The sequence below is a fragment of the Rufibacter glacialis genome, from assembly GCF_008271745.1.
Lineage (GTDB): Bacteria > Bacteroidota > Bacteroidia > Cytophagales > Hymenobacteraceae > Nibribacter > Nibribacter glacialis.
Window position 1 is genome coordinate 558,790 of sequence record NZ_VKKZ01000010.1, and the last position, 22,346, is coordinate 581,135.

A 22,346-nucleotide genomic window follows, 5' to 3' on the forward strand; every position below is an offset into this window, starting at 1 on the left:
TAAGGGTTGCGCTTCTTTAGCACCTGTTAGAAAAAGGTGCGGTAATGGGCTTAGATAACCAGCCGCACGCCTCCCAGTTCCTGGATGCCATAGAGAAAGCGGTTACCGGGCGAGCCAATGAACATGAAGTTCTTCGGAATCTTCCATTTGTCAGAGAGTTCCTGGATCAGTTCTGGGCCAAAGTGCCCCCTGATCACCACAAAGTCCACTTCCAGCTCTGGGTAGGCCCGGTCCAGCACCTCCACTTCGTGCATCAGTTTTTTGGGTGGTTCTTCCCCTTCGCGTAGCACGTTCACAATCTTGATCTTGCTGGTCTGCTCGTTCTCAATCACGTACCGCATGACCCGGTTAATGTTGGCAATGTTGTCGCCCCTGGTAAAGAAGATGAATTCCTGGGATCTGATGGTGTTGATGAGGCGCAGAATGGTATAGGAGGTCCAGGGCAGGATCTTCTCCAGCGGTTTCTCTACCTTTTGTAGAAAATACGAGAAAAACCGGAGCAGCCTGATGCGGAACAGCATGATGAACACTACTGACACCGTAGGAATAAAATACTTGAGGAAAACCCACACGTAGGCCGGGTTCAGCAGGGCATTGCCCACCAAGGCGGCAACCACCGCTGATATGGCGATGAAGAGTACCATGTTAGAGGCCCGCACGGGGCGCGGCAGGCGGTTGCGGCGCATCTTGAGCAGGATGTTCCCTATGCCAAACAAGACCATCACTGAAAGAAACGAGATGGTGTACACCCCTGCCAGGGCTCCTATGTCACCTTTGGTAATGAGCAGGATAGAGACGCACAGCAGGAAGAAGCTGATCATGATCAGGTACGCTGAGCCTTTCTTATTGGTAGTGAGCAGGAACTGCGGCAGGCACCGGTCCAGAGTCATGCGGTGCACCAGGCCCGTCACCCCCACGTAGGAGGTGAGCACCGCCCCGCTCAGCACCATGGCGGCATTGACAGAAACCAGGATGGCCAGCCAGTTTCCGCCGGCTACCTCCCCAAGATAAGCGAGCAGGGCGGTCTGGTGCTCGGCCACCGCCGCCATGGGAATAAGGGCAATGGCCAAAAAAGCGGTCAAAGGGTTGAAGATGGTCACGGCCAGCCACATATTCCGGAGGGTTTTGGGGAATACCCCCGGCGCCTGTTCCTCCACGAAGTTAGCCGAGCTCTCAAACCCGGAAATACCCAGCATGGCGGCGGCAAAACCGAAGAACAAGGCCCGCCAGATACTTCCTTCTATGGGTTGGCTGTAATTGAGGGCCAGGGTGTCAAACCCGTGGTTGAAAAGGTAGAAGAGCCCCACCACCACCAACAGGGTGAGAGTGGTGATGTGGGTGATGAAGATAATGATGGCGACAATAGAAGATTCTCCAATGCCCATAATGGTGAGGCCCATGAAAAACGCCAGGAGTCCCACGGTGGCATAGATGATGGGCAAGCCGCTCCAGAGGTGGTGTACATAATGCATGGCCTCACTGGCAGAGATCACCGCCGTGGCCATGTAAGAGAGCAGCGTAAGGCAGGCCGCCAAAGAGGCCGTGCTCTTACTGGTAGTGTTGAGCAAGGCATTGTAGGCCCCGCCGTTCAGCGGAAGCGCACCCACCACCTCTGCATAGATGCTTCGGAACAGGAACAAGACCCCGCCCACCATCAAAAGAGCCACCCAAGCATACTGCCCCGCATAGATAATGGCCAAGGCAGACACATACAGGCAGGAAGAGGTGATGTCATTCCCGCAGATGGCCGTGGCAGCCAACTCCTTCAGCTTGGGCGCGTGCGTAGGAGAGATGGCATTGGTAAGATCCTTTTTCATGGGATTTTTTTAGGAATACTTTTGAAGGAAGTAACGGGGAAATCAAACCTTGTAAAACCTACTAGGCATGCCTGTATTTCTTAAAAAGCCAGAACGGGTTCTGCTGGAGGGGAATGACTTAACCCGATGTAATGGTTGTTTCCATTATAAATGCAAGCTAGAGGAATCACTGCCATTTCTACGAGACCCTGTAAAAAGGGGACATAGAAAACCAGCAAAACTTTAGGTGCCCTACTGCTTGCACCACCACAGAGACAGCTCCGCCGTCAAACCTGCTCGTTTGCAGGTGTGCTGGCGGAGCCAAACAAAAGGCGGTAGAATAAGTGGTTTTTGCCCTTTTCCTGAAAAACAGCTCTGAAACGCTTGAGGAGCCAAGAAAACGGTTAGCTGCTGTTGTGAAACAACAGCATTTTCTTAAAATCGCCTCCTTCTCTGGTAGAAGGGTAGGGGCCGGCAAGGATAGGATTTTACAGGAATAATTGTTTCTTTAAGGAAATTATCCGGCCGTTATGAGCAACACAAAGCAACTGAACAGGTCATTGGGCTTGCGCCTGGTGGTGGTAGTGGTGATAGGGAATATCATTGGGTCTGGGGTGTACAAGAAAGTAGCCCCCATGGCCGCGGAACTGCACTCGCCGGGCTGGGTTTTGATCTGCTGGGTTCTGGGGGGGATCATCACGCTGTTCGGGGCGTTGAGTAACGCCGAGATCGCCGGGCTGCTGGCAGATACCGGGGGTGAGTACGCTTACTACAAACGCATCTACAACCGCTTTTTCGCCTTCATCTACGGCTGGTCTTTGTTTACGGTAATCCAGACGGCCGCCATCTCGTCGTTGGCGTATGTGTTTGCCCAGTCGCTGCACAGTCTGTCTTCTATCCCGCCGTTGCTGCCTTCCCTGGCCGACTTTTCCATTGGCGGGGTCTTCTACCCATTTGCTGATTTCAGCGTGAAACTCACGGCTATCCTGCTCATCCTGTTCCTTACGTGGGTGAACACCAAAGGCCTGCGTGCCGGGGCGGGGTTGAGTACGGCCATTCTGGTGCTGGTTTTCGCGGGTATTTTCCTTATCATCTTTTTCGGGGCCACCAGTAGCCAGGCAGACCTCAGCCGAAGCTTTGATTTGCAGACCACGAACCAAACCCCCGTCACCTTCAGCGCGGTGTTCGCTGCCATGCTTTCGGCGTTCTGGGCCTATCAGGGCTGGGCGGCCATCGGCTTTGTGGGCGGGGAGATCAAAGATGCCAAACGCAACATCCCGCGGGGGATCACCATTGGGGTGCTCACGGTGATTGTGATTTACCTGCTGGTGAACGCCACCTACCTCTCTTTGCTGCCCATACCGGCCCTGGAGGAGGTGTATGCCGCCGGAAACCAGATAGCAGCCATTGAGGCCGTGAAAAGCTTCTGGGAAACCGGAGGCTTCTTTATCTCCGTCCTGATCCTGATCACCACCCTGGGCTGTACCAACGCCACCATTCTGGCCAGCTGCCGCACGTATTTCGCCATGGCCCGTGAAGGTCTTTTCTTTCAGAAAGCCGCCAGCCTGAACCAGGCGCAGGTACCGGCCAACTCCTTGGTCTTTCAGTGCGTGTGGGCCTGCGTGCTGGTACTGTCTGGCACCTTTGACCAACTCACCGACATGATCATCTTCGCGGTGTTCATTTACTATGGGGCAACCACTTTAGGCGTCTTCATCCTGAGGAAAAAGATGCCTGATGCGCCTCGTCCTTACAAAGTGTGGGGCTACCCGGTGGTGCCAGCCATCATGGTGTTGTTCTGCGTGGCCCTGTTCTGTAACACCATCTTCGTCCGGCCCCGGGAGGCGGGCATAGGCATGATCCTGATGTTGACCGGTATTCCTATGTATTGGTGGTTTATGAGAAGGCGTTTGAAAAAAGAGGAGCCGGTGCCGGAGGAAATGAAAGTTTGAGGCGCTTTGCTATAGAAAAAACCAGAAGGGGTGTTTTAGGGAGGTTTTTCACAAACCAGGCCTAAAACACCCCTTCTTATTTATCACCACGCTTATCCGGTAAGACGGGTCAGTTGGCTGCTATCAATGCAAGGATCTTCTTTTTACCATGCCGCCATCTGTGTCATCTATGGTTTGCTGGATGAGGAAGGCCGAAGGGTCTATAAGCTTGACTTCCCGGCGCAGGGCCGGGATTTCCAGGCGGGTGACTACCGTAAAGATGATGTCTATCTCTGTGTTGTGGCCCCGTTTGCCAAATCCCCGCTTGCCCTGGTACACGGTAACGCCGCGGCCCAGCTTTTCTGTGATCGCGATCCGGATTTCCTCGCTCAGCGAAGAGACAATGGTGACGCCCGTGTATTGCTCAATGCCGTGGAGCAGGAAGTCAATCATTTTGGAGGCCGCAAAATAGGTCAAGATCGAATAGAGGGCCACCTCAGTACCCAGCAAGATAACCGCTGAGCAGAAAATGACGATGTTCAACAGCAAGATCACGTCACTCACCTTGAGCAGGGGATATTTCTTGCTCACCAGCACGGCCGCTACCTCTGTACCATCCAGTACGGCGCCTCCGCGCATGGCCAACCCAATTCCCAGGCCAATGAACACCCCGCCAAAGATGGCCGTCAGCATTTTGTCTGGGGTAACATCTGGGAACGTGACAAACACCAGGCACAGCGCCAGCCCTATGATGGCCAAGGCGCTCTTGATGGCGAACATGGGGCCTACGTAGCGGTAGCCCATGAAGATAAAGGGAAGGTTGAACAGCAGAATAAGCAAAGACAAAGGAATGCCCAGCATATGTGTGAGAAGCATGGAAATTCCCGTGACGCCCCCATCAATGAAATGGCTGGAGAGTAAAAAGCCCTTCAGGCCGAAGCCCGCAGAGAAAATACCAAGAAAAATAAATAGGATGTTTTTTAACTCAGATCTGAAGTCAAAGCTTCTAGAGGCTGGTAATGGAATAGAAAGGATCAACGGGAGGGGTTATCTGGAGTAAATAAGAATTTTTGTGGAGCAATATAGAAAAATAGAAGAAACACTTCTAAAACCCCCGTGTGAAAAATTAGTTTCTTTTGAGTAACCAAATTGTGATATAAAAGGATAGGTGCTTGCTGGTGAGGGAGTTATTTTGAAATGCTGGAGCAGGTAGGACAAAACAAAAAAGCCGGGCTTTTACCCGGCTTTTTTGTTTTGAGTTTATGAAGAATTAAGAACCGGCTACCACTGGTTTGGCCGTCACGATTCTTTCTTTGTCTACGTTGGTGGTATCTACCACAATTGGCGCGGCAATGAACAAGGTAGAGTACGTACCGGTCAAAGAACCAATCAACATGGCGAATGAGAAGCCTCTCAAAGTCTCTCCACCAAAGATGAAGAGGACCACCACTACTAGCAATACCGTTAAGTTGGTGATGATGGTACGGCCAAAGGTGCTGTTCAAGGCAGGGTTCACAATGTCACGGAATTTCACGCGTGGGTTTTCATTGGTGTATTCCCTGATCCGGTCAAAAACTACCACGGTGTCATTGATGGAATAACCAATAATGGTCAGGATAGAGGCAATGAACACCTGGTCCATCTCAAAGGAAATTCCGAACAGGTTGGCAATAGTAAAGGCCGAGAATACCACCAGCACGTCGTGGATCAAGGCTACCACCCCACCCAAGCTGTACTGCCAGCGGCTGAAACGGAAGGCCAGATAAAGGAAGATACCGGCAAAAGCCAGCAACACCGCTATTACAGCTGTCTTCTGGATGTCATCTGCCATGGTGGCGCCCACTTTAGAAGAACTTACCACGGTTGGGTTCAGGTTCTTGTACTGGCTCAATCCTTGATCCAAAGCGGCTCTTACTGATTCATCAGCCTGGGTAGATTCGTCTTCAGCTATGTAACTGGTGGTAACTTTCAACCGGTTGGCGGCACCATAGGTTTTTACCTCCGTACCGGCGCCTTTGAATTCGTCATCCAACGCAGAACGCACCTCAGAAGCCGGAACCGGCGTGTCAAAGTTCACCACGTACGAGCGACCCCCCTTGAAGTCAACGCCCAAAGGCAATCCTCCTTTGATGAACACCGCCACAATCCCGAACAGAATAAAGATAGCTGAGAAGATGTAGGCTTTCTTGCGGTTGCCCAAGATGTCAAACTTGATGTTTTTAAACCAGTTTCTAGATAAGCCCGTCTCCAATGAAAGGTTGTTGGCGTTTTTACCGGCTGTCAACCACTCCACCAACAAACGGGAAACAAAAACAGCTGTGAAGAAAGAGGTGGCAATACCAATCATCAACGTGATGGCGAATCCTTTTACCGGACCGGAACCGAAGAAGTACAGGATAGTACCCGCCAACAACGTGGTCACGTTGGAGTCAAAAATGGAGCTGAACGCTTTGCTGTAACCTTTCTTAATGGCGTCTTGCACGCCCATGCCAGAGGCTAATTCCTCTTTGATCCTTTCAAAGATCAGTACGTTCGCATCCACAGACATACCCATCGTCAATACCATACCGGCAATACCAGGCAAGGTAAGGGCTGTGCCAAACTGGGCCAAGATACCAATAATAAAGAAGATGTTGAAGAACAGGGCAATGTTAGCGATCAGACCGCCTTTGTTGTAGTAAGCGAACATGAACAACACCACCAGACCCATACCAGCCAAGGAAGAAATCAAGCCTTGGTTGATGGCTTCCTGACCAAGAGAAGGACCAACAATGGCTTCTTCCACAATGCGGGTAGGAGCAGGCATTTTACCGGCTTTCAGAATGTTGGCCAAATCCTGGGCTTCTTCAATGGTGAAAGAACCCGAGATAGAAGAGTTACCGCCGCTGATCTCGCTCTGTACCACTGGGGCAGAATATACATAGTCGTCCAACACAATGGCTACCTGACGACCGATGTTGTCACCGGTAAGGCGCTGCCACTTCTTAGAACCGGCAGCGTTCATGCTCATGTTGATTTCAGGGCGACCTGTCTGGTCATAGTCCTGGCGGGCATCAGAGATGTTTTCGCCGCTCAAAGGCGCTTTTCCGTCTCGGCCTTTTTTGATGGCGTACAGTTCCAGGAACTCAGCGCCGTCATTGGCTACAATAGGTTGCACGCCCCACAAGAACTTCATATTCTGCGGGAACAACGCTCTTACCTCTGGCTTGGCAAACAAGGCGTTTACCTTGGCGGTGTCACGTACGTTGGTGCCTAAACCACCTGGCAAGGTGGTGAACAACCGGGCCAGCAGCGAGCTTTGGTTCGGGTTGATAGAAGAGTCTTTCTGGGCAGCGGCGCTGTCTGCCGGCTTGCTCAATTGGGCAGCCAGGGCAGAGGTGTCTTTGGCCGCAGCGGCCGCCAGGGCGTTGGCAGTGGTGTCAGCGGCAGAGGCCAGGCTAGCAGAAGGAGCGGCGGCGCCTTTCAGTTTGCTGGCGGCTTCCTGCTTTACCAGGTAATCATTCAACTGCGTGAAATAAGGACCGTACTCCTGCACGCTCCATACTTCCCAGAATTCCAGGTTGGCTGTGCCCTGTAACAGTTTACGCACCCGCTCTGGGTTGTCAACGCCTGGTAACTCAATCTGAATGCGGTTAGTACCTTTCAGGTGCTGGATGTTGGGCTGGTTCACCCCGAATTTATCAATACGGGTACGCAGGATGTTGAAAGAACGGGCTACCGCGTCATCCACCTCTTTGTTGATGGCCGCCAGCACTTCCTTGTCAGTGGAGTTGTAGCTTAAGTTACGGGTAGTGCTGTTGGCGAAGATAGAAGCCAGTTTGCCGTTTGGTTGGAGTTCCCGGTAAGACCGGTAGAACAGGTCTACGAAGTTCTCCTGGCTGGTGGTCTGTAGCTTCTGGGCGCGGGCAATGGCTTGCTCAAACGCCGCGTCTTTCCGGCCGCCGGCCATGGCCTTGATGATTTCCACCGGAGAAACCTCCAGCGTTACGTGCATACCGCCTTTCAAGTCAAGGCCCAGGCTCAATTCACTTTCCTTGATCTCCTGGTAGGTGTATTCTGCTCCCAGGAAGTTGAATACCGGTGCCTTCCAGACAGAGTCTAGGTAGCTTTGCTTTTTGTAGTGGTCTACTTGGCCCGTTTTAGTGGTGGCAAAGCGGGTGGCGTCTTCCTCAACGCCTTTAGAGACCAGGGAGAACGATAGGTAGTACAGGCACAAAACCGATACAACTACCGTCAGGACTAGGATAAAACCTTTGTTACGCATTGGTAATGAATAGGTGAATAAAAATGGAATGAATAAAAACAGCTGAAATAAGCGAAACCCACCAGAAACGCAGAAATGGTTTAAGGAGTGGACTTCACCAAAAGAGAAGGGTAACCGCCCGCCTGACCAGAAATATAGGTGTCAAGGCAGGGCAGAAAAGCTAGGGTGCGTTGGGCGAGATGGCCAGAAGCGCCAACTGTTGCAGGTAAGAAGCCCAATAAGGAAAAGTCAGCGCAGACTCCAGGTCCTGCTGTATGGGGGCCAGGAACGTCAGCCGGGGTAAGGCGGCGGGTTCGGCAATCTCCAGGGCAATGAAAGAGGTGGTGGCCTCAAAAGAGATTTTCTGCTTCACCACCGAAGATTCGGCATCAAGGCCCTTTTTGCTGACCGCCGCTCTTTCTGCCGGGGAGGCAGTGACGTGCGCGTAAGCCGGTAAGGCCCGGTGGTTTACGGTAAGCACCAACAGCAAGGCAATGCTTGTGCAAAGCAGCCGCCAATTACGTTGTATGTAGTGCCTGGGTTTCATCTCTATAAGCAAAGGTAGCGGATTCTTAAAATAAAACAAAAGCATCTGCTGTGGGTGGAACAGCAGATGCTTTTGATAAGTGCCCCTTTGGCTAAAAAAGGTTATTTGTTGATTTTGGAGTTCAGATACGTGACCAGAACCTCCAGGCCTACCTCAAAATTCCGGTTGTTGGGGATGATCACATCCGCGTCGTTCTTGAACGGCTTGATGTATTTCTCATAGGTGGGGGCCACGTGGTTCGTGTAGCGGTAGAGTACATCATCCAGGTCATAGCCGCGTTCCACCTTGTCGCGCAGGATGCGGCGCTGCAGTTTGATGTATTCTTTGGCGTCTATGTACACCTTCATGTCCAGGAGTTTGGCCACCTCTTCAAAATAGAAGACGAAGATGCCTTCCACCACCACAATGGGCGCCGGTTTGAACTCCAGTTGGCGCGGTATGATGGCCGGGTTGTTGAACGTGTATTCCTTGCGGTAAACGGTCTCGCCTTTGCTCAGTTTCAGAATGTCATGGGCGTAGGCGGCACTGTCAATGGAACTGGGCAGGTCAAAGTTGTAGAAGCCGTTTTCGTCTTTGAACTGTTTGTCCCGGTCATGGTAATAATTATCCTGGGAGACCAGGCAAATCTCCTCAGGTGCATAAGAAGCCAGTAGTCTGCTCAGGAATGTTGTTTTCCCGGATGCGCTTCCTCCCGTTATTCCTACAATAAATGGCTTTTGATGCATAAATACGTATGGTTTACGGGATGCAAAATTAGTTTTTTGTGCGCACGCAGCCTAATGCCGGACCAAAAGAATTTACTCAGGTGCCGGTTTGCACATACCGGTGCTGCAGAAAGGAAACCAATTGCTGCACAGCGCGTCCGCGGTGGCTGATCTGGTTTTTTTCCTGGCTGTCCATCTGGGCGAAGGTGCGGTCATGGCCTTCGGGCACAAAGATGGGGTCATACCCGAATCCCTGATCGCCGCGCGGGGCCTGGGTGATGTGCCCTTCCACAATGCCGTCAAAGAAATGGGTTTCCCCTTCTTCCAGGATAAGGGCAATAGAGGTTCTGAAGCGGGCTTTGCGGTTTTCCTTTCCCTGCAGACCGTCCAGCACCTTCTGCATGTTGGCCTGGTTGTCTCGGGCGGGTCCGGCGTACCGGGCCGAGTATACCCCGGGTTCCTGGTTCAGGGCCTCCACCTCCAGCCCGGTGTCATCGGCGAAGCAGAGCACCTGGTACTTTTCCCATACGTAGGCGGCCTTCTGCCGGGCATTGCCTTCCAGGGTGTCCTGGTCCTCGGCTAATTCTTCGGTGCAGCCCAGGGCCTCCAGGCTGATGACCTCAAAGGGTGGGCCCAGCAACTGCTGGATTTCCTTTAGTTTGTGTGCATTGTTAGAGGCGAAGCAGATTTTCATAGGCGGGTACAGTTTTAGGTAAAGTGCTGCAATGATACTAGGCGCCGCGGGTAGTGCAAAAAAGAAATGTTTTTCCGCGGTTTTTGTATAAACGGCCAAAAAACGCATTCGGCTGTCTCTGTTGCCCTGAACCCGGGCAAAACCCGGGAAAGACCTACTGCCCCCGGTTCTTCCTTCTCTTAACTCTGGTATATTTTTAATAGGTCATCAGGCTTTTTGATGTAATTTTGCCGCGGCTTTCCTGACCTGTGGCCAGAACCAACCTTCTATCTCCGGCTTTTAGGGCCCGAGTTGGTTTAGGGGCTGTTTTTCTGAAACATACCGTAAAACAGGGCCGGCAGAAACTACCCTTAGTAGCGGACCTGCCTGTTTTATTCTGCTCTGTTTCAAATGAAGCACCCCGGAAGCCGTTACAAAAGAGTGCCTTTAAAGGCCACCTGGGGCAGAGGAACCCTGGCGGCAGGCTTTTCCTGAGAAGGGGCAAGCCTCAGAAGCAAAACAAAGACCGTAGATGAAGTTTCATACGAATGATGAAAAGCCGGTAAGACGGCCCCGGGCGCACGTTCTCTCCAGGAAAATGGACCGCGTGTTCACCGAACTGTATTCCATAGCTTCGTTTATTGGCCGTTTTTTCAAAGAGGTCTTCTTGCCGCCCTATGAGTTCAAGGAGATCATCAGGCAGTGCTTTGAGATAGGGGTGAAGTCCTTGCCGCTCATCTCGCTCACGGGCTTTATCATAGGAATCGTGTTCATGAACCAGTCTCGGCCGTCGCTGGCCGAGTTTGGGGCCACGTCCTGGCTGCCTTCTCTGGTGTCATTGGCTATTGTGCGGGCGCTGGCGCCCCTGGTGACCGCGTTGATAGGGGCGGGCCGCATTGGGTCCATGATAGGGGCCGAGTTGGGTTCCATGAAAGTGACCGAGCAGATTGAGGCCATGGAGGTCTCTGCCACCAACCCTTTCAAATTCCTGGTGGTAAGCCGGGTGCTGGCCACCACGTTCATGATTCCGGCGCTGATGATGTACACCATGCTGGTGGCGCTGTTAGGGGCTTTCCTGAACGTGAACGCGAATGAAGGCACCAGTTTTACCACGTATTTCACCCAGGTGTTTGACGCCATCACCTTCCTGGATATCTTCTCGTCGGTGATCAAATCCGCTTTATTCGGGTTCACCATTGGCGTGGTAGGCTGTTATAAAGGGTATCATTCTTCCAAAGGCACCGAAGGCGTAGGCAAGGCGGCCAATTCTTCCGTAGTTACGGCTATGTTCCTGGTCTTTATAGAGGAATTGCTGTCTTTGCAGATCATTACGGCCCTGCGTTAATCCAAAGAAGAGAAGGACCATGAAGAAAACGACACCCGTCATAGACACCGCCAACAGCGTCATCAACATCAGAGGGCTGGAAAAGTCCTTCGGGGATCTGGACGTGTTGCGGGGCGTGGACCTGGACCTGTACAAAGGCGAGAACCTGGTGGTGCTGGGCAAATCCGGCACCGGGAAATCAGTGCTGATCAAGATCATCTCCGGGCTTCTGAAGCCAGACGCCGGCCGGGTGACCGTGCTGGGGCAGGAGGTAAGCACGCTGAAAGGCCGCGACCTGGACCAGTTGCGCCTGAAAATAGGCTTCTCCTTCCAGAACAGCGCCCTCTATGACAGCATGACCATAAGAAAGAACCTGGAGTTCCCGCTGGTGCGCAACCGCCGCAACCTCACCCGGGCCGAGGTAGACAAAATGGTGGAGGTGGTGCTGGATGCCGTTGGCCTGTCACAGACCATCAACCAGATGCCCTCAGAGCTTTCCGGAGGGCAGCGCAAACGGATAGGCATAGCCCGCACGCTCATTCTGCAGCCTGAGATCATGCTCTATGACGAGCCCACCGCCGGCCTGGACCCCATCACCTGCATTGACATCAACAACCTGATCAATGAAGTGCAGGACCGCTTCCACACGTCTTCCATCATCATCACCCATGACCTCACCTGCGCCAAAGACGTGGGCGACCGCGTGGTCATGCTCCTGGACGGGCAGTTCCAGCGCCAAGGAACCTTTGATGAGGTCTTCAACACCCAAGATGAGCGGGTGAAATTATTCCATGATTACAATTTCATAAACTAAATGAGTGCAGTAGAAAATAGGCGAGCCGTTGTTGTAGGAGTCTTCGTGTTTTTGGCACTGGTGATTCTGATAGTGGGCATCTTTGTCCTGGGCGGCCAACAGAAACGTTTCACCACCACCATTCCGGTGTCGGCTGTGTTTGATGACGTGACCGGCCTCAAGGTCGGCAACCAGGTGCTTTTCTCTGGGGTGCGGGTAGGCGTGGTGAAGAGCATTGCCATTGCCGGCCCCGCGCAGGTGACCATCACCATGGACATTACCCAGGAAGCCCAGAAGTACATCCGGAAAGACACCAAAGCCAAGATCGGGTCTGAGAGCATGATCGGGAACAAGGCCATTGTGCTCTACGGCGGAAGCCCCCAAATGCCTTCCATAGAGGCCGGTGACCGCCTAACTACAGACGGCCAGCTCAGCACCGAAGCCATGTTGGAGACCCTGCAACAGAACAACAAGAACCTGCTGGCCATCACCAATGACTTCAAGGGCCTGAGCAACAGCCTGGCCAAAGGCGAAGGCCTGGCCGGTGCCCTGCTCACCGACGACGAGCTGGCCAAGAACTTCCAGGCCATTCTGGCCAACCTGCAAAAGACCTCGGCTACCAGCGTACGGGCGTCGCAAGCCCTGGCCCAGTTCTCCAACAAGCTCAACACCCAGGGCGGCCTGGCCGATGACCTCCTCACCGACACCGTCACCTTTAACCGGCTGCGTGCCACCATGACCCAACTGGAGCAGGTCATGGCCACTACGAACCAAATCACCACCAAACTGAGCACCACCACTGACAAGCTGGGTTCCAACAACAATGCCCTGGGGGTGCTGCTCAACGACGAACAGTTTGCCCTTGACCTGCAGATGACCATGCAGAACCTGGAGGCCGGCACCGACAAGCTGGATGCCAACATGGAAAGCCTGCAGCACAGCATCCTGCTCAACGGGTTCTTCAGAAGAAAAGCCAAGCGCGAGGCGAAGCAAAAAGAACGGGAGCTAGAACGTCAGCAACGGCTACAGAAGCTGGAGCAGAACCAGGACAAGAAGAAGCAGCCCGCCCTGGTTAAACCCCCAATCGATACCCTGTCTCCAAGGCAGTAAAAGCCAATTATCAAATAAGGCCGGCCCAGTTTAAGGCGTGTTTCTGTAAAACATGCCTAAAACTGGGCCGGCCTTATTTGATAGGAGCAATAGACGCTCTTTCCTTCTATTCTAAAAGGCCTGCCCTCTAAAAGGACTTTCCTTTCAAATTAAAGATGTTTCCTGGAAAGGAGGGTGGAAACAGCCGTGGCAGAGACCTCACAGGTCTCCAAGACCTGTGAGGTCTTCAGAGACAACTGGCAGGAACTAACCGTTTTCTTTGGCTATAGGGTTTGTAAACGAAATAGTTCTAGCCAATGTGGGTTACTCCATGTCTTGTGGTGCAGTTGAAAACTGCAGTCAAAGTAGGTCCAAGTTGAAAACTTGAACCAGAGAGATTTTATGGGGTGGTATACCCGGTCATGCGTTTCCGGCTCCCCTCTACAAATCAAGCCGAAAATGGAAGAACGCCGTTCCTTCGCCCTCAGGGAGAAGGCTAGGATGAGGGGAGTAGGTTTCTATCTGGGGTTGCCTTTGCTATGCAATACCTGCCGGTTAAAGGACAAGCATTTCAGGATGGAATGGCTATTGCCCTGAAACGCCCCTGCCCCCTCACCCTAGCCCTCTCCCCCAGGGAGAGGGGATTCCTCTTGCCACGCCTTTCCCCTGAGGCTCTCCATTATCTTGGGCTATTTCCATATCTGAATCATATGTCACGGAAGAAACTTCCAGCGCCATAGAGGTCCATGTTGAAACCCTGACACCGTAAGTAGTTGACCTCACAGGTTTTGAAAACCTGTGAGGTCAACTACTCAATTCCCACGTATTTCCTGTTCCAGTCTTTCCTTCGAGCGCCTCGCTTTTGGCCCTAGATAAACCTCTACTAAGAAAGAAGAACAGCTCAGGCCGAAAGGGCAGTGCGAGGAGGGAAGGCGGGGCCTCGCGGCCGTGAGCGCTTACCGGCAGCTATGGAAAAAGCCGTACTTGGATCAACGCCAGCAGCGGAAATGCCAGAGGAATAGCAAAAGGCATGCACAGAATTCCCTAAGCGCAAGAAAGGGCTGAAAGAGGCAGTCTTGGTTGTTGGTGAGAACACCAACAACGGGTAACGCCAGAGCAACCCTGACACCCTGGGGAGCCAAGACCTTCCAGGTTTTGGAAATCTGGGGGGCTACCATCATTCCTTGACGCATGGCCATTTCCAGCTTTTCGCTTGAGCGCCTAGCACTCGACCGCCCCTGAGCGAGAGCGAAGTGGGCGGAGTAGAGGGCACAGCGTGAGGGCGGAAGGCGGGGCCCCGCGGCCATGAGCGCTTAGCGGAAGCGATGAAACAGCAAAGTGTGTGGATCAACGCTGAAAGCGGAAATGCCAGGGGGATAGCGAAAGACATGCACAAAGCTGCTTTAAGCGGAAGAAACCCCTTCTCCGTAAACCGCCTTTTTAGGGCATTTTCCTAAAAACACTCCTAAAAACGCTTACAGCAAATACGCATTCCATTCCTCTTCCGCCAACACCACCCTGATATGCTCCCGCAGGGTAGTTGCCAGAGAGTAACCGGTGTAGGTAGCCGAGATAGGGTAGCGGGTGTGGTGGCGGTTGACGAGCGTGGCAATCTCCAGCTTCTTGCAGTCTTTGTCTAGAAAGGCCCTGAGCGTATAAGCCAGGGTCTTGCCCGTGTTCAGCACATCGTCTACCAGCACCACGGCAGTATTGGTCAAAGAGGGAAGAACCGGCGAGATGGCAATGTCATGGGTGAGGGGCTCGGTTTTGTGCAGGCGTACCTCCAACAACGTCACCTCCAGCGGAGAGATAGCCCGGAGTTCCTGCGCCAGGCGTTGCGCCAGAAAATAGCCGTTCTCATGGATGCCGGCCAGGACCAGCTGCTTTTCTTCAAAGTTGTGCTCATAGATCTCAAACGCCATGCGCTTGATTTTCTGTAGGATCTGGTGGTGGTCCAGGATGCGGTTCTCTTGTGTAAAGACCATGGGAGGTAGCTATTTCAGGGCTAAATTACCAAATAATTCCCCAAACCAGATATCCTGCGTATCTTTGCAAAGTCAAACCTGAAAATATTTCTGCTAAAGGTTTTAAATGTGCGGCCAATGCCTTACTTTTGCAGTCCTATTCCAGAAATCCGTAGTTAAAAATATAGAATAATGAAAAAGGACATCCATCCTGAATACAGAGAAGTAGTTTTCCAGGACACTTCCTCAGATTTCAAATTTATCACCCGTTCTACCATGAACTCCAATGAGACCATCACCATGGAAGACGGTAAGACTTATCCGGTAGTGAAAGTAGAGGTTTCTTCTGCTTCGCACCCGTTCTACACCGGTAAAAACATCTACGTGGATACTGCCGGACGTATTGACAAGTTCAAGCAGCGTTACAAGAAATAAGCCTTATTTTAGGTTCTGCGTATAAGAAGTCTCCCTGAAAAATCAGGGAGACTTTTTTATTTTTGTCAGATGAACACTATTCTCTTTGATGATCCGGCGCTGCGGGCCAACCTGCTGCCGCTTACGTTCACCCGGCCCGTGGCGCAGATCCGCATTGGTATTTTAACCATTGCAGAGAAATGGAGCAAATATGCCCAGGGAGAAGTTTATTACCTGACCCAAGGCTACCTGCAAGGCAAATTCAACCAGCCTCTGGGCCCAGGTCCTCACCTTTACCTTAATGGTGCCGTGTGCCCCACCGCTCCCCTCTGGGAACAGATACAGCAACTGCCTGCGGGTGGCTCCCTGTTCTGCGAGGACCTGCTGGTTGCGCTGAACGCCGGCGAGCAGGAGCTGAGCACCATTGAAGAGGTGTACCAACTTGCGGCCTCCGGTGATAAAGCCCAGGTGGAACTGTTGCCGCACGGGGTGGTGAGGCAACTGTGGGAGATTTTCCGGTGGAACGGTCCGCAGATACGGGAAGACTTCCAACTGGTGACCCAGGGGCGCGTGAGCCAACCTATCACAGATCCCTTCACGGTAGCTTACAACCCAGAGAATATCTTCATTGAGGAAGGTGCCCAGTTTAAAGCCGCCATCCTGAACGCGGAGAACGGCCCTATCTACATCGGCAAAAACGCCCAGGTGCAGGAAGGAACCGTGATCAGGGGACCTTTTGCCATCTGCCAGGAGAGCATCATCAACATGGGCGGCAAGATGCGCGGCGACGTGACTGTGGGGCCGTACTGCAAGGTGGGCGGCGAGATCAGCAACTGCGTGTTCTTCGGGCATTCCAACAAAGGGCATGACGGGTTCTTGGGCAATTCAGTGGTAGGGGAGTGGTGCAACTTTGGGGCCGATTCCAACACCTCTAACCTGAAGAACAACTATTCCAAAGTACGCCTCTGGAGCCACGCCCAGGAGAAGTTCGTAGACACCGGCCTGCAGTTCTGTGGCCTGATCATGGCAGACCACGCCAAGACCGGCATCAACACCATGTTCAATACCGGTACGGTGGTGGGCGTGGGTGCCAATGTGTTCGGGGCCGGATACCCGCCTACGTTTGTGCCATCGTTTACGTGGGGCGGCGGTACCGAGCTGCAGACCTTTCGGCTGCCCAAGTTCTATGAGGTGGTAGAGGCCGTGGTAAACCGCCGCGGCATGACCGTGACCGCCGAGGACCGCAGAATCTATGACTATATTTTTGAGGAAACCCAGCGCGGCCGCACCTGGGAAGCAGAACCATTGGGCACCACCGCCTAAGAGGGCAAGCCAGGTGCCGCCCAGTGACGGCTGGCTTTTGCGCTATTTTCTGAAAAGTAGGGTAAAAACCATCCATCAGGGCTATCTTTACAGACAAATGGCGGGGAGACAGATTCCTCTGCCTTCGTTTCTTTAACAGTAATCGTTTTTCGTGCAGTTTTCCCAGATTTACGGCCACCAGGAAACCAAGCGACTGCTGCTGAACTCGGTGGCAGCGCAGCATGTGGCCCATGCGCAGCTGTTCCTGGGCGCAGACGGAAGCGCCAACCTGGCGCTGGCGCTGGCTTACGCGCAGTACCTGAACTGCGAAGACCCCCAACCCCGGGATTCCTGCGGCGTGTGCCCCAGCTGCAACAAGATCAGCAAGCGCATCCACCCAGACCTGAACTTTGTGATGCCGGTGACCAAGGTGAAAGACCAGGACGCCCTGAGCAAGAACTTTGTGACCCAATGGCGCGCTTTCCTCAGTGACAGCCCCTACCAGACCCTCAATGACTGGATGCAGTTCATTGGCGCCGAGAACAAGCAAGGCACTATTCCGGTGGGCGAGAGCCGCGAGCTGGTGCGCATGACCTCACTCAAAGCCTTTGAGGCCAAATACAAGGTGATCGTGATCTGGTTGCCGGAGCTCATGAACGCCAGTGCCGCCAACGCCTTGCTGAAACTCCTGGAAGAGCCGCCGGCCGCCACGGTTTTCCTGCTGGTGAGCAACGCCATAGACAAGATCATGCCTACCATCCTGTCCAGAACCCAGCTGGTGAAAGTACGCGCTTTTACCGACGAGGAAGTAATCCAGTACCTGCTGGAGCAACAAGGCACCGAGCGGGAGCGGGCTTACCAGGTGGTGCAGCTAGCCGATGGCAACCTGCAGGCCGCCCGGGTGCTGAGCCAGGAAATGACCTCAGATTACTTTACGTTCTTCCTGAGCTGGATGCGCCTGTGCTACAACCATAAATTTGACGGGGTGCTGGAGCAGAGCGAGGATTTTCAGAAGCTGGGCCGCGAGAACCAGAAGAACTTCCTGCAATTTGCCTTGGGCCTGCTCAGAAAAGTGCTCCTGTATGGCGTAGACAGCAAACTGATCGCGTTCTTGCCGCCCCCGGAGCTGGACTTCGTGCAGAAGTTCGCCAAACTCATCCACCAGGGCAACGGGGCACAACTCACCCAGGAACTCAATGACGCGCACTACCACATTGAACGGAACGCACACCCTAAAATCACTTTTTTAAATACCTCCATTCAAATTGCCCAGCTCATCAGGCCAGTGGCATAAAGAAAGAACATGGAAACAGCTTCAACTACGTCTCCTATCCGTATTGCCACCCGTGGCAGCCGTTTGGCTCTGTGGCAGGCCCACCACGTGGCAGATGCCCTGCGCGCCAATGGCATGGAAGTGGAGATGGTGATCATTACCACCAAGGGAGACCTGGTGTTAGACAAATCATTGGATAAGATTGGCGCCAAAGGCGTTTTCACCGAAGAATTGGAAGAAAGCCTCAGAAACGGCACTTCTGATATAGCCGTGCACAGCGCCAAAGACGTGCAGTCTACCATTCCAGAGGACCTGGAACTGCTGGCGTTTATGGAGCGGGAGAAAGTGCATGACGTGGTGATCTCCTTTGACCCTTTGTTCAAGTTGGGCGAAGGCCAGCAAGTCATTGGCACCTCGTCTACCCGCCGGCGCTCCATCCTGAAGCGCTTTTACCCCAACGTGATCACCGCTGAGTGCCGGGGCAACCTGCAGACCCGCATCCAGAAACTGAAAGACGGACAGTATGACGCCATCCTCCTGGCTTATGCCGGGGTGGCCCGCATGCAGTATGACCACATGATCGCGCAGCACCTGCCCCTTGATACCTTTATTCCGGCCGCCGGCCAGGGCAGCATAGCCATTGAGTGCGCCAAAACGTTGCCCCTGGAGCGCAAGCTGGCCCTGAAACTGGCGCTGGACCATAAGCCTACCCACCTCTGCCTCCTGGCGGAGCGGGCGTACCTGCGTACCATGGAAGGCGGCTGCAGCATTCCTACTTTTGCGTTGGCTACCCTGGCGGGAGAGGAATTAACGCTTAAAGCCGGTATCATCAGCTTAGACGGGAAGCATTTGATTCTGGAGGAAACAACCGCTGCCTCAGGCCAGGCCGAAGCCATGGGCGAGCAGCTGGCCCACGCCGTGCTAAGCCAGGGCGGTGACAGAATCCTTCAATCTATCAAAGCCGAAAAATCCTAACCGTACCCTTGGCAAGCAGAGCCTTGGTCTCTGGCCAAAGGTGCTGTTCTTGACCTGATTTCCTGAAAACACCCATGAAAAGAAGTCTGCTCTTAGTTGCTTTGCTGGTACTGTTGGGTACCGCTGGCATGGCCCAGAAGAAAAGCAAGAAAGATTACCTGATCACCATCTCTACCCCGCAGGGTACCATGCGCCTGGTGTTGTTTGAAGACACGCCAAAGCACCGCGAGAATTTCCTGAAGCTGGTGAAAGACAAGTTCTATGACGGCACCACCTTCCACCGGGTCATTGACGGGTTCATGATCCAGGGCGGAGACCCCAATTCCAAAGACGATGATCCCCATAACGACGGGGCGGGCAGTCCGGGTAAGACCATTCCCGCGGAGATTCTGCCGCACCACAAGCACGTGTACGGTGCTTTGGCCGCCGCCCGCATGGGCGACCAGATGAACCCCAAACGCGAATCCAGTGGCTCGCAGTTCTATCTAGTAGAAAACCAGGAGGGAGTACCGTTCCTGGACAACCAATACACCGTGTATGGCCAGGTGATTGACGGTCTTTCGGTCATTGATAAAATCGCGGAGCAGCCCAAAGACTACCGTGACCGCCCCACCACCGATATCAAGATGAAGGTGACCGCCGACAAGATGCCTAAAAAGAAAATCACTAAATTGTACGGATACCGCTACGAATAAACTTCCGCTATGAAGACGATCCTTATTACCGGCTCCAACGGTTTGCTGGGGCAGAAATTGATTGGCCTGCTGCACACGGAGTCCAGCGTGAAACTCATTGCCTCCTCGCGGGGCCAGAACAAGTTGGCCCAGTTATACCCGCACGTGGCGTTTGCCGCCATGGACGTGACCGATGCGGAGCAGGTAGAAAAGGTAATCGCGGAGACGCAGCCTACGCACATCATCCACACGGCCGCCATGACCAACGTAGATGACTGCGAGAGCCAGCGCGAGGAGTGCTGGAAGCAGAACGTAGACGCCGTGGAGAACCTGGTGAAAGCCTCAGAACGGCACGGCGTGCACCTCATCCACGTGTCAACAGATTTTATCTTTGATGGCGAAGACGGCCCGTATACCGAGGAAGCCGAAGGCGCGCCCGTGAACTTCTACGGCGAGAGCAAACTGGCTGCTGAGGAACTGGTGAAGCAAGCTGCCTGCAAATGGGCTATTCTGCGTACCGTTCTGGTATTCGGTATTGTGCATGACTACGGCCGCTCTAACATTGTGCTGTGGGTGAAAGGCTCCCTGGAGCAAGGCAAGCAGATCAAAGTAGTAAACGACCAACTGCGTACGCCCACCCTGGCCGAGGACCTGGCCCAAGGCTGCTGGCTCGCTGCCAAGCACGATGCGCAAGGCATCTTCAATATCTCCGGGGAAGAGCTGCTCACCCCGCACCAGATGGCTATTCAGGTAGCCGAGTACTTCAACCTGGACAAGTCTCTGATTGAAGAAGTAGACGGCACGCTCTTCACGCAACCCGCCAAACGCCCGCCGCGCACCGGGTTTGACATCACCAAAGCCAAAACGCAATTAGGCTACCAGCCCCGCACCTTCAAAGAAAGCATCGCCATTGTAGCCGGGCAGATATAATCTACTGGTTAAGATATGAGAAAGCCGTTCCGGGCCTGTTTATTGTAAAACAGGCCCGGAACGGCTTTCTGTTTCTAAGGATATAGAACAGTTTGAGGTGGCAGTATTGAGGTTAGGCGCAGTTAGTAGCTTAAGTAAAAGAGGGCCTGGAGCCTACTGAGCATAGAAGTTCTTCATTTTGTCTACGAAGCTGTTCAGTAAAGCAGAACAATTGACCACCCCGCTATCCTTGTTAGTGTTTTCACCCACAACCCCGGCTCAAACACCTTTCCGCTTGCTGGTGAGAACACGCAGCAAGCGGAAAGGGTACTTTGTTTTGGCCTTACTAAACAGCTTCCCCATCAAAAAGGGAAAGGTAAGGTGCGGTAATGGTATTTCAGAAAAGCCTTTCTAGTTCGCCCACAAGATCCTTCCAGGATGACAAAGAGAAAAGAAAGAAGAAAGAAAACGGTAGAGAAGTAAGAAGATAAAGAGTTCTTTAGCTCTGTGCTTGCTAAGGCACAGGCAGTGTAGAGAAAGCATATAACCGGATTGGCCCTTCCCGGCTTGTCCCCTGACAGGACGAAAGGAATACGTTACTGCTGGCCATTGATGACTCTTGTTGTTAGCTTGTCAGAGGATGCGCCATGGAAGTGAGACGCCATTAGGAGTAAGCCTGATAGGTAGATAACTTGCAATCCACCAGTGGGTTACTTTACAAGATAGAACTACTATATTCAACATTTGTAATGTTTGAATCGTAGAAGGCATCTATGCTGAACCGTCTCCTCCGCGCTATCCAGGGTTATTTTTCCTTTTCCCAGCGGGAGCTGAAGCAGTTCTTTATTCTCATTGTTCTTATGGTGGGGCTCATAGCGGCCCCCTTTCTCTTTTTCCAGGACGATGTGCCGTATGACCCCACCGCTGACCAGCAGATATTGGACAGTCTGGTGGTGCAGCTAGACACCCAGGCAGCGGAGGCCGAGGCAGAGAGGAGTGCATCCTACGCACGCAAACCTATCAAACTGTACCGGTTCAATCCCAACCACCTCACCGTAGAGCAGTGGCAGGAACTGGGCCTGAACAAATACATCGCGCAGCGGATTCTGAACTACCGCGCCAAAGCCGGAGACTTCAAAAGCAAAGCCCAACTGCAGAAAATCTACGGTCTGCCTGATTCACTTTTCCGGCAGTGGTACCCGTACATTCTTCTGCCAGACCAAAGTCCGGGGTACGCTAGCAACTACCCCAAAAAAGAGCCATTTTCCCGCCCTTTTTCAGAAAACAGGCCTAGAACGGAATATCCCCGCAAAAAGTGGGAAGTGCAGCCTTTTGATCTTAACAGCGCAGATACCACGCAACTGAAACAGATCAGAGGCATTGGCAGCAAACTGTCAGCGCGCATTGTGGCGTTCCGGGAGAAGATGGGCGGGTTCCATTCGGTGGAACAAGTGGCCGAAGTGTACGGTTTGGCACCCGAAGTGGTAGACAGCGTCCGGAAGTACGGCTTCGTGCCCAAGGCCTACGCACCCCGCAAACTTAACCTGAATACCGCCACATTTGAGGAACTTCGGCAGCACCCGTACATTGGGTTCAACTTGGCCAAAGCCATTGTGAATTACCGCACGCAGCACGGGCCTTACCCCAGCGTAGAGGAACTGCGCAAAATCAAGATCCTGGACGAAGCCCGTTTCCAGAAGATGCAGGCGTATGTGACGGTGCCGTGATTTGTGGT

At 53.1% G+C, this 22,346-nt stretch carries 19 protein-coding genes; 12 read left to right on the top strand and 7 right to left on the bottom strand.

All coding sequences use genetic code 11. From position 1 onward, the window contains the following. Window positions 1-50: 50 nt before the first annotated feature. Entirely contained in the window at window positions 51-1,817 is a 1,767-nt protein-coding gene (locus FOE74_RS03240; RefSeq protein WP_149097155.1) for an APC family permease, read from the bottom strand. 509 nt (window positions 1,818-2,326) lie between these two features. Here FOE74_RS03240 and FOE74_RS03245 point away from each other — a divergent pair. Beyond that, the gene (locus FOE74_RS03245) at window positions 2,327-3,748 is read left to right on the top strand and encodes an APC family permease (protein ID WP_149097156.1); all 1,422 of its coding nucleotides are present in this window, start codon (window positions 2,327-2,329) and stop codon (window positions 3,746-3,748) included. 123 nt (window positions 3,749-3,871) lie between these two features. Here the strand turns inward: FOE74_RS03245 and FOE74_RS03250 are convergent, their stop codons facing one another. Then, complete coding sequence (locus FOE74_RS03250) at window positions 3,872-4,681, bottom strand: YitT family protein (RefSeq protein ID WP_229726159.1); 810 nt, start codon at window positions 4,679-4,681, stop codon at window positions 3,872-3,874. Here FOE74_RS03250 and FOE74_RS21390 point away from each other — a divergent pair. Further along, window positions 4,602-4,787 carry a hypothetical protein gene (locus FOE74_RS21390; RefSeq protein WP_225840653.1) on the top strand — a complete coding sequence of 62 codons (186 nt, stop codon included), beginning with the start codon at window positions 4,602-4,604 and terminating at the stop codon, window positions 4,785-4,787. The genes FOE74_RS03250 and FOE74_RS21390 overlap by 80 nt on opposite strands. A 210-nt stretch (window positions 4,788-4,997) precedes the next feature. Here the strand turns inward: FOE74_RS21390 and secDF are convergent, their stop codons facing one another. The 4 genes from secDF to FOE74_RS03270 all read right to left on the bottom strand — a co-directional run bounded on the left by secDF (window position 4,998) and on the right by FOE74_RS03270 (window position 9,915). Continuing rightward, window positions 4,998-7,991: a protein translocase subunit SecDF gene (secDF, locus tag FOE74_RS03255; protein WP_149097157.1), complete on the bottom strand. Its 2,994-nt coding sequence runs from the start codon at window positions 7,989-7,991 to the stop codon at window positions 4,998-5,000. Window positions 7,992-8,151: 160 nt separating this feature from the next. Beyond that, on the bottom strand, window positions 8,152-8,517 hold the full coding sequence (locus FOE74_RS03260; protein ID WP_149097158.1) for a hypothetical protein: 366 nt from the start codon (window positions 8,515-8,517) through the stop codon (window positions 8,152-8,154). A 101-nt stretch (window positions 8,518-8,618) separates the two neighbouring features. Continuing rightward, window positions 8,619-9,242, bottom strand: coding sequence for a uridine kinase family protein (locus tag FOE74_RS03265; RefSeq protein ID WP_149097159.1), 624 nt, complete (start codon window positions 9,240-9,242; stop codon window positions 8,619-8,621). A 76-nt stretch (window positions 9,243-9,318) separates the two neighbouring features. After that, window positions 9,319-9,915: a non-canonical purine NTP diphosphatase gene (locus tag FOE74_RS03270; protein ID WP_149097160.1), complete on the bottom strand. Its 597-nt coding sequence runs from the start codon at window positions 9,913-9,915 to the stop codon at window positions 9,319-9,321. Between the two features lie 511 nt (window positions 9,916-10,426). Here FOE74_RS03270 and FOE74_RS03275 point away from each other — a divergent pair. Genes FOE74_RS03275 through FOE74_RS03285 form a run of 3 tightly spaced genes read left to right on the top strand, consistent with a single transcriptional unit; the run spans window position 10,427 to window position 13,121 of the window. Next, window positions 10,427-11,239 carry an MlaE family ABC transporter permease gene (locus tag FOE74_RS03275; RefSeq protein ID WP_149097161.1) on the top strand — a complete coding sequence of 271 codons (813 nt, stop codon included), beginning with the start codon at window positions 10,427-10,429 and terminating at the stop codon, window positions 11,237-11,239. Between the two features lie 19 nt (window positions 11,240-11,258). Beyond that, window positions 11,259-12,032 carry an ABC transporter ATP-binding protein gene (locus tag FOE74_RS03280; RefSeq protein ID WP_149097162.1) on the top strand — a complete coding sequence of 258 codons (774 nt, stop codon included), beginning with the start codon at window positions 11,259-11,261 and terminating at the stop codon, window positions 12,030-12,032. Further along, window positions 12,033-13,121 (top strand): MlaD family protein, encoded by a 1,089-nt coding sequence (locus FOE74_RS03285; protein WP_149097163.1) that lies wholly within the window; start codon window positions 12,033-12,035, stop codon window positions 13,119-13,121. 1,454 nt (window positions 13,122-14,575) lie between these two features. On the opposite strand, the gene FOE74_RS03290 is transcribed toward FOE74_RS03285, so the two are convergent. Next, on the bottom strand, window positions 14,576-15,085 hold the full coding sequence (locus FOE74_RS03290) for a phosphoribosyltransferase family protein (RefSeq protein ID WP_149097164.1): 510 nt from the start codon (window positions 15,083-15,085) through the stop codon (window positions 14,576-14,578). A 171-nt stretch (window positions 15,086-15,256) separates the two neighbouring features. Between FOE74_RS03290 and FOE74_RS03295 the strand changes: the two genes are divergently transcribed. From FOE74_RS03295 to FOE74_RS03325, 7 genes are all read left to right on the top strand, one after another. Next, window positions 15,257-15,499, top strand: a complete 243-nt coding sequence (locus FOE74_RS03295) for a type B 50S ribosomal protein L31 (RefSeq protein WP_149097165.1) — start codon at window positions 15,257-15,259, stop codon at window positions 15,497-15,499. A 69-nt stretch (window positions 15,500-15,568) separates the two neighbouring features. Beyond that, window positions 15,569-16,801, top strand: coding sequence for a GlmU family protein (locus FOE74_RS03300; RefSeq protein WP_149097166.1), 1,233 nt, complete (start codon window positions 15,569-15,571; stop codon window positions 16,799-16,801). Window positions 16,802-16,952: 151 nt separating this feature from the next. Then, complete coding sequence (locus FOE74_RS03305; RefSeq protein WP_149097167.1) at window positions 16,953-18,074, top strand: DNA polymerase III subunit; 1,122 nt, start codon at window positions 16,953-16,955, stop codon at window positions 18,072-18,074. Window positions 18,075-18,083: 9 nt separating this feature from the next. Further along, entirely contained in the window at window positions 18,084-19,028 is a 945-nt protein-coding gene (gene hemC, locus FOE74_RS03310; RefSeq protein WP_149097168.1) for a hydroxymethylbilane synthase, read from the top strand. A gap of 74 nt (window positions 19,029-19,102) precedes the next feature. Then, the gene (locus FOE74_RS03315; RefSeq protein ID WP_188686296.1) at window positions 19,103-19,723 is read left to right on the top strand and encodes a peptidylprolyl isomerase; all 621 of its coding nucleotides are present in this window, start codon (window positions 19,103-19,105) and stop codon (window positions 19,721-19,723) included. Between the two features lie 9 nt (window positions 19,724-19,732). Next, window positions 19,733-20,632, top strand: coding sequence for an SDR family oxidoreductase (locus FOE74_RS03320; protein WP_149097170.1), 900 nt, complete (start codon window positions 19,733-19,735; stop codon window positions 20,630-20,632). Between the two features lie 752 nt (window positions 20,633-21,384). Next, complete coding sequence (locus FOE74_RS03325) at window positions 21,385-22,338, top strand: ComEA family DNA-binding protein (protein WP_149097171.1); 954 nt, start codon at window positions 21,385-21,387, stop codon at window positions 22,336-22,338. Window positions 22,339-22,346 lie beyond the last annotated feature (8 nt).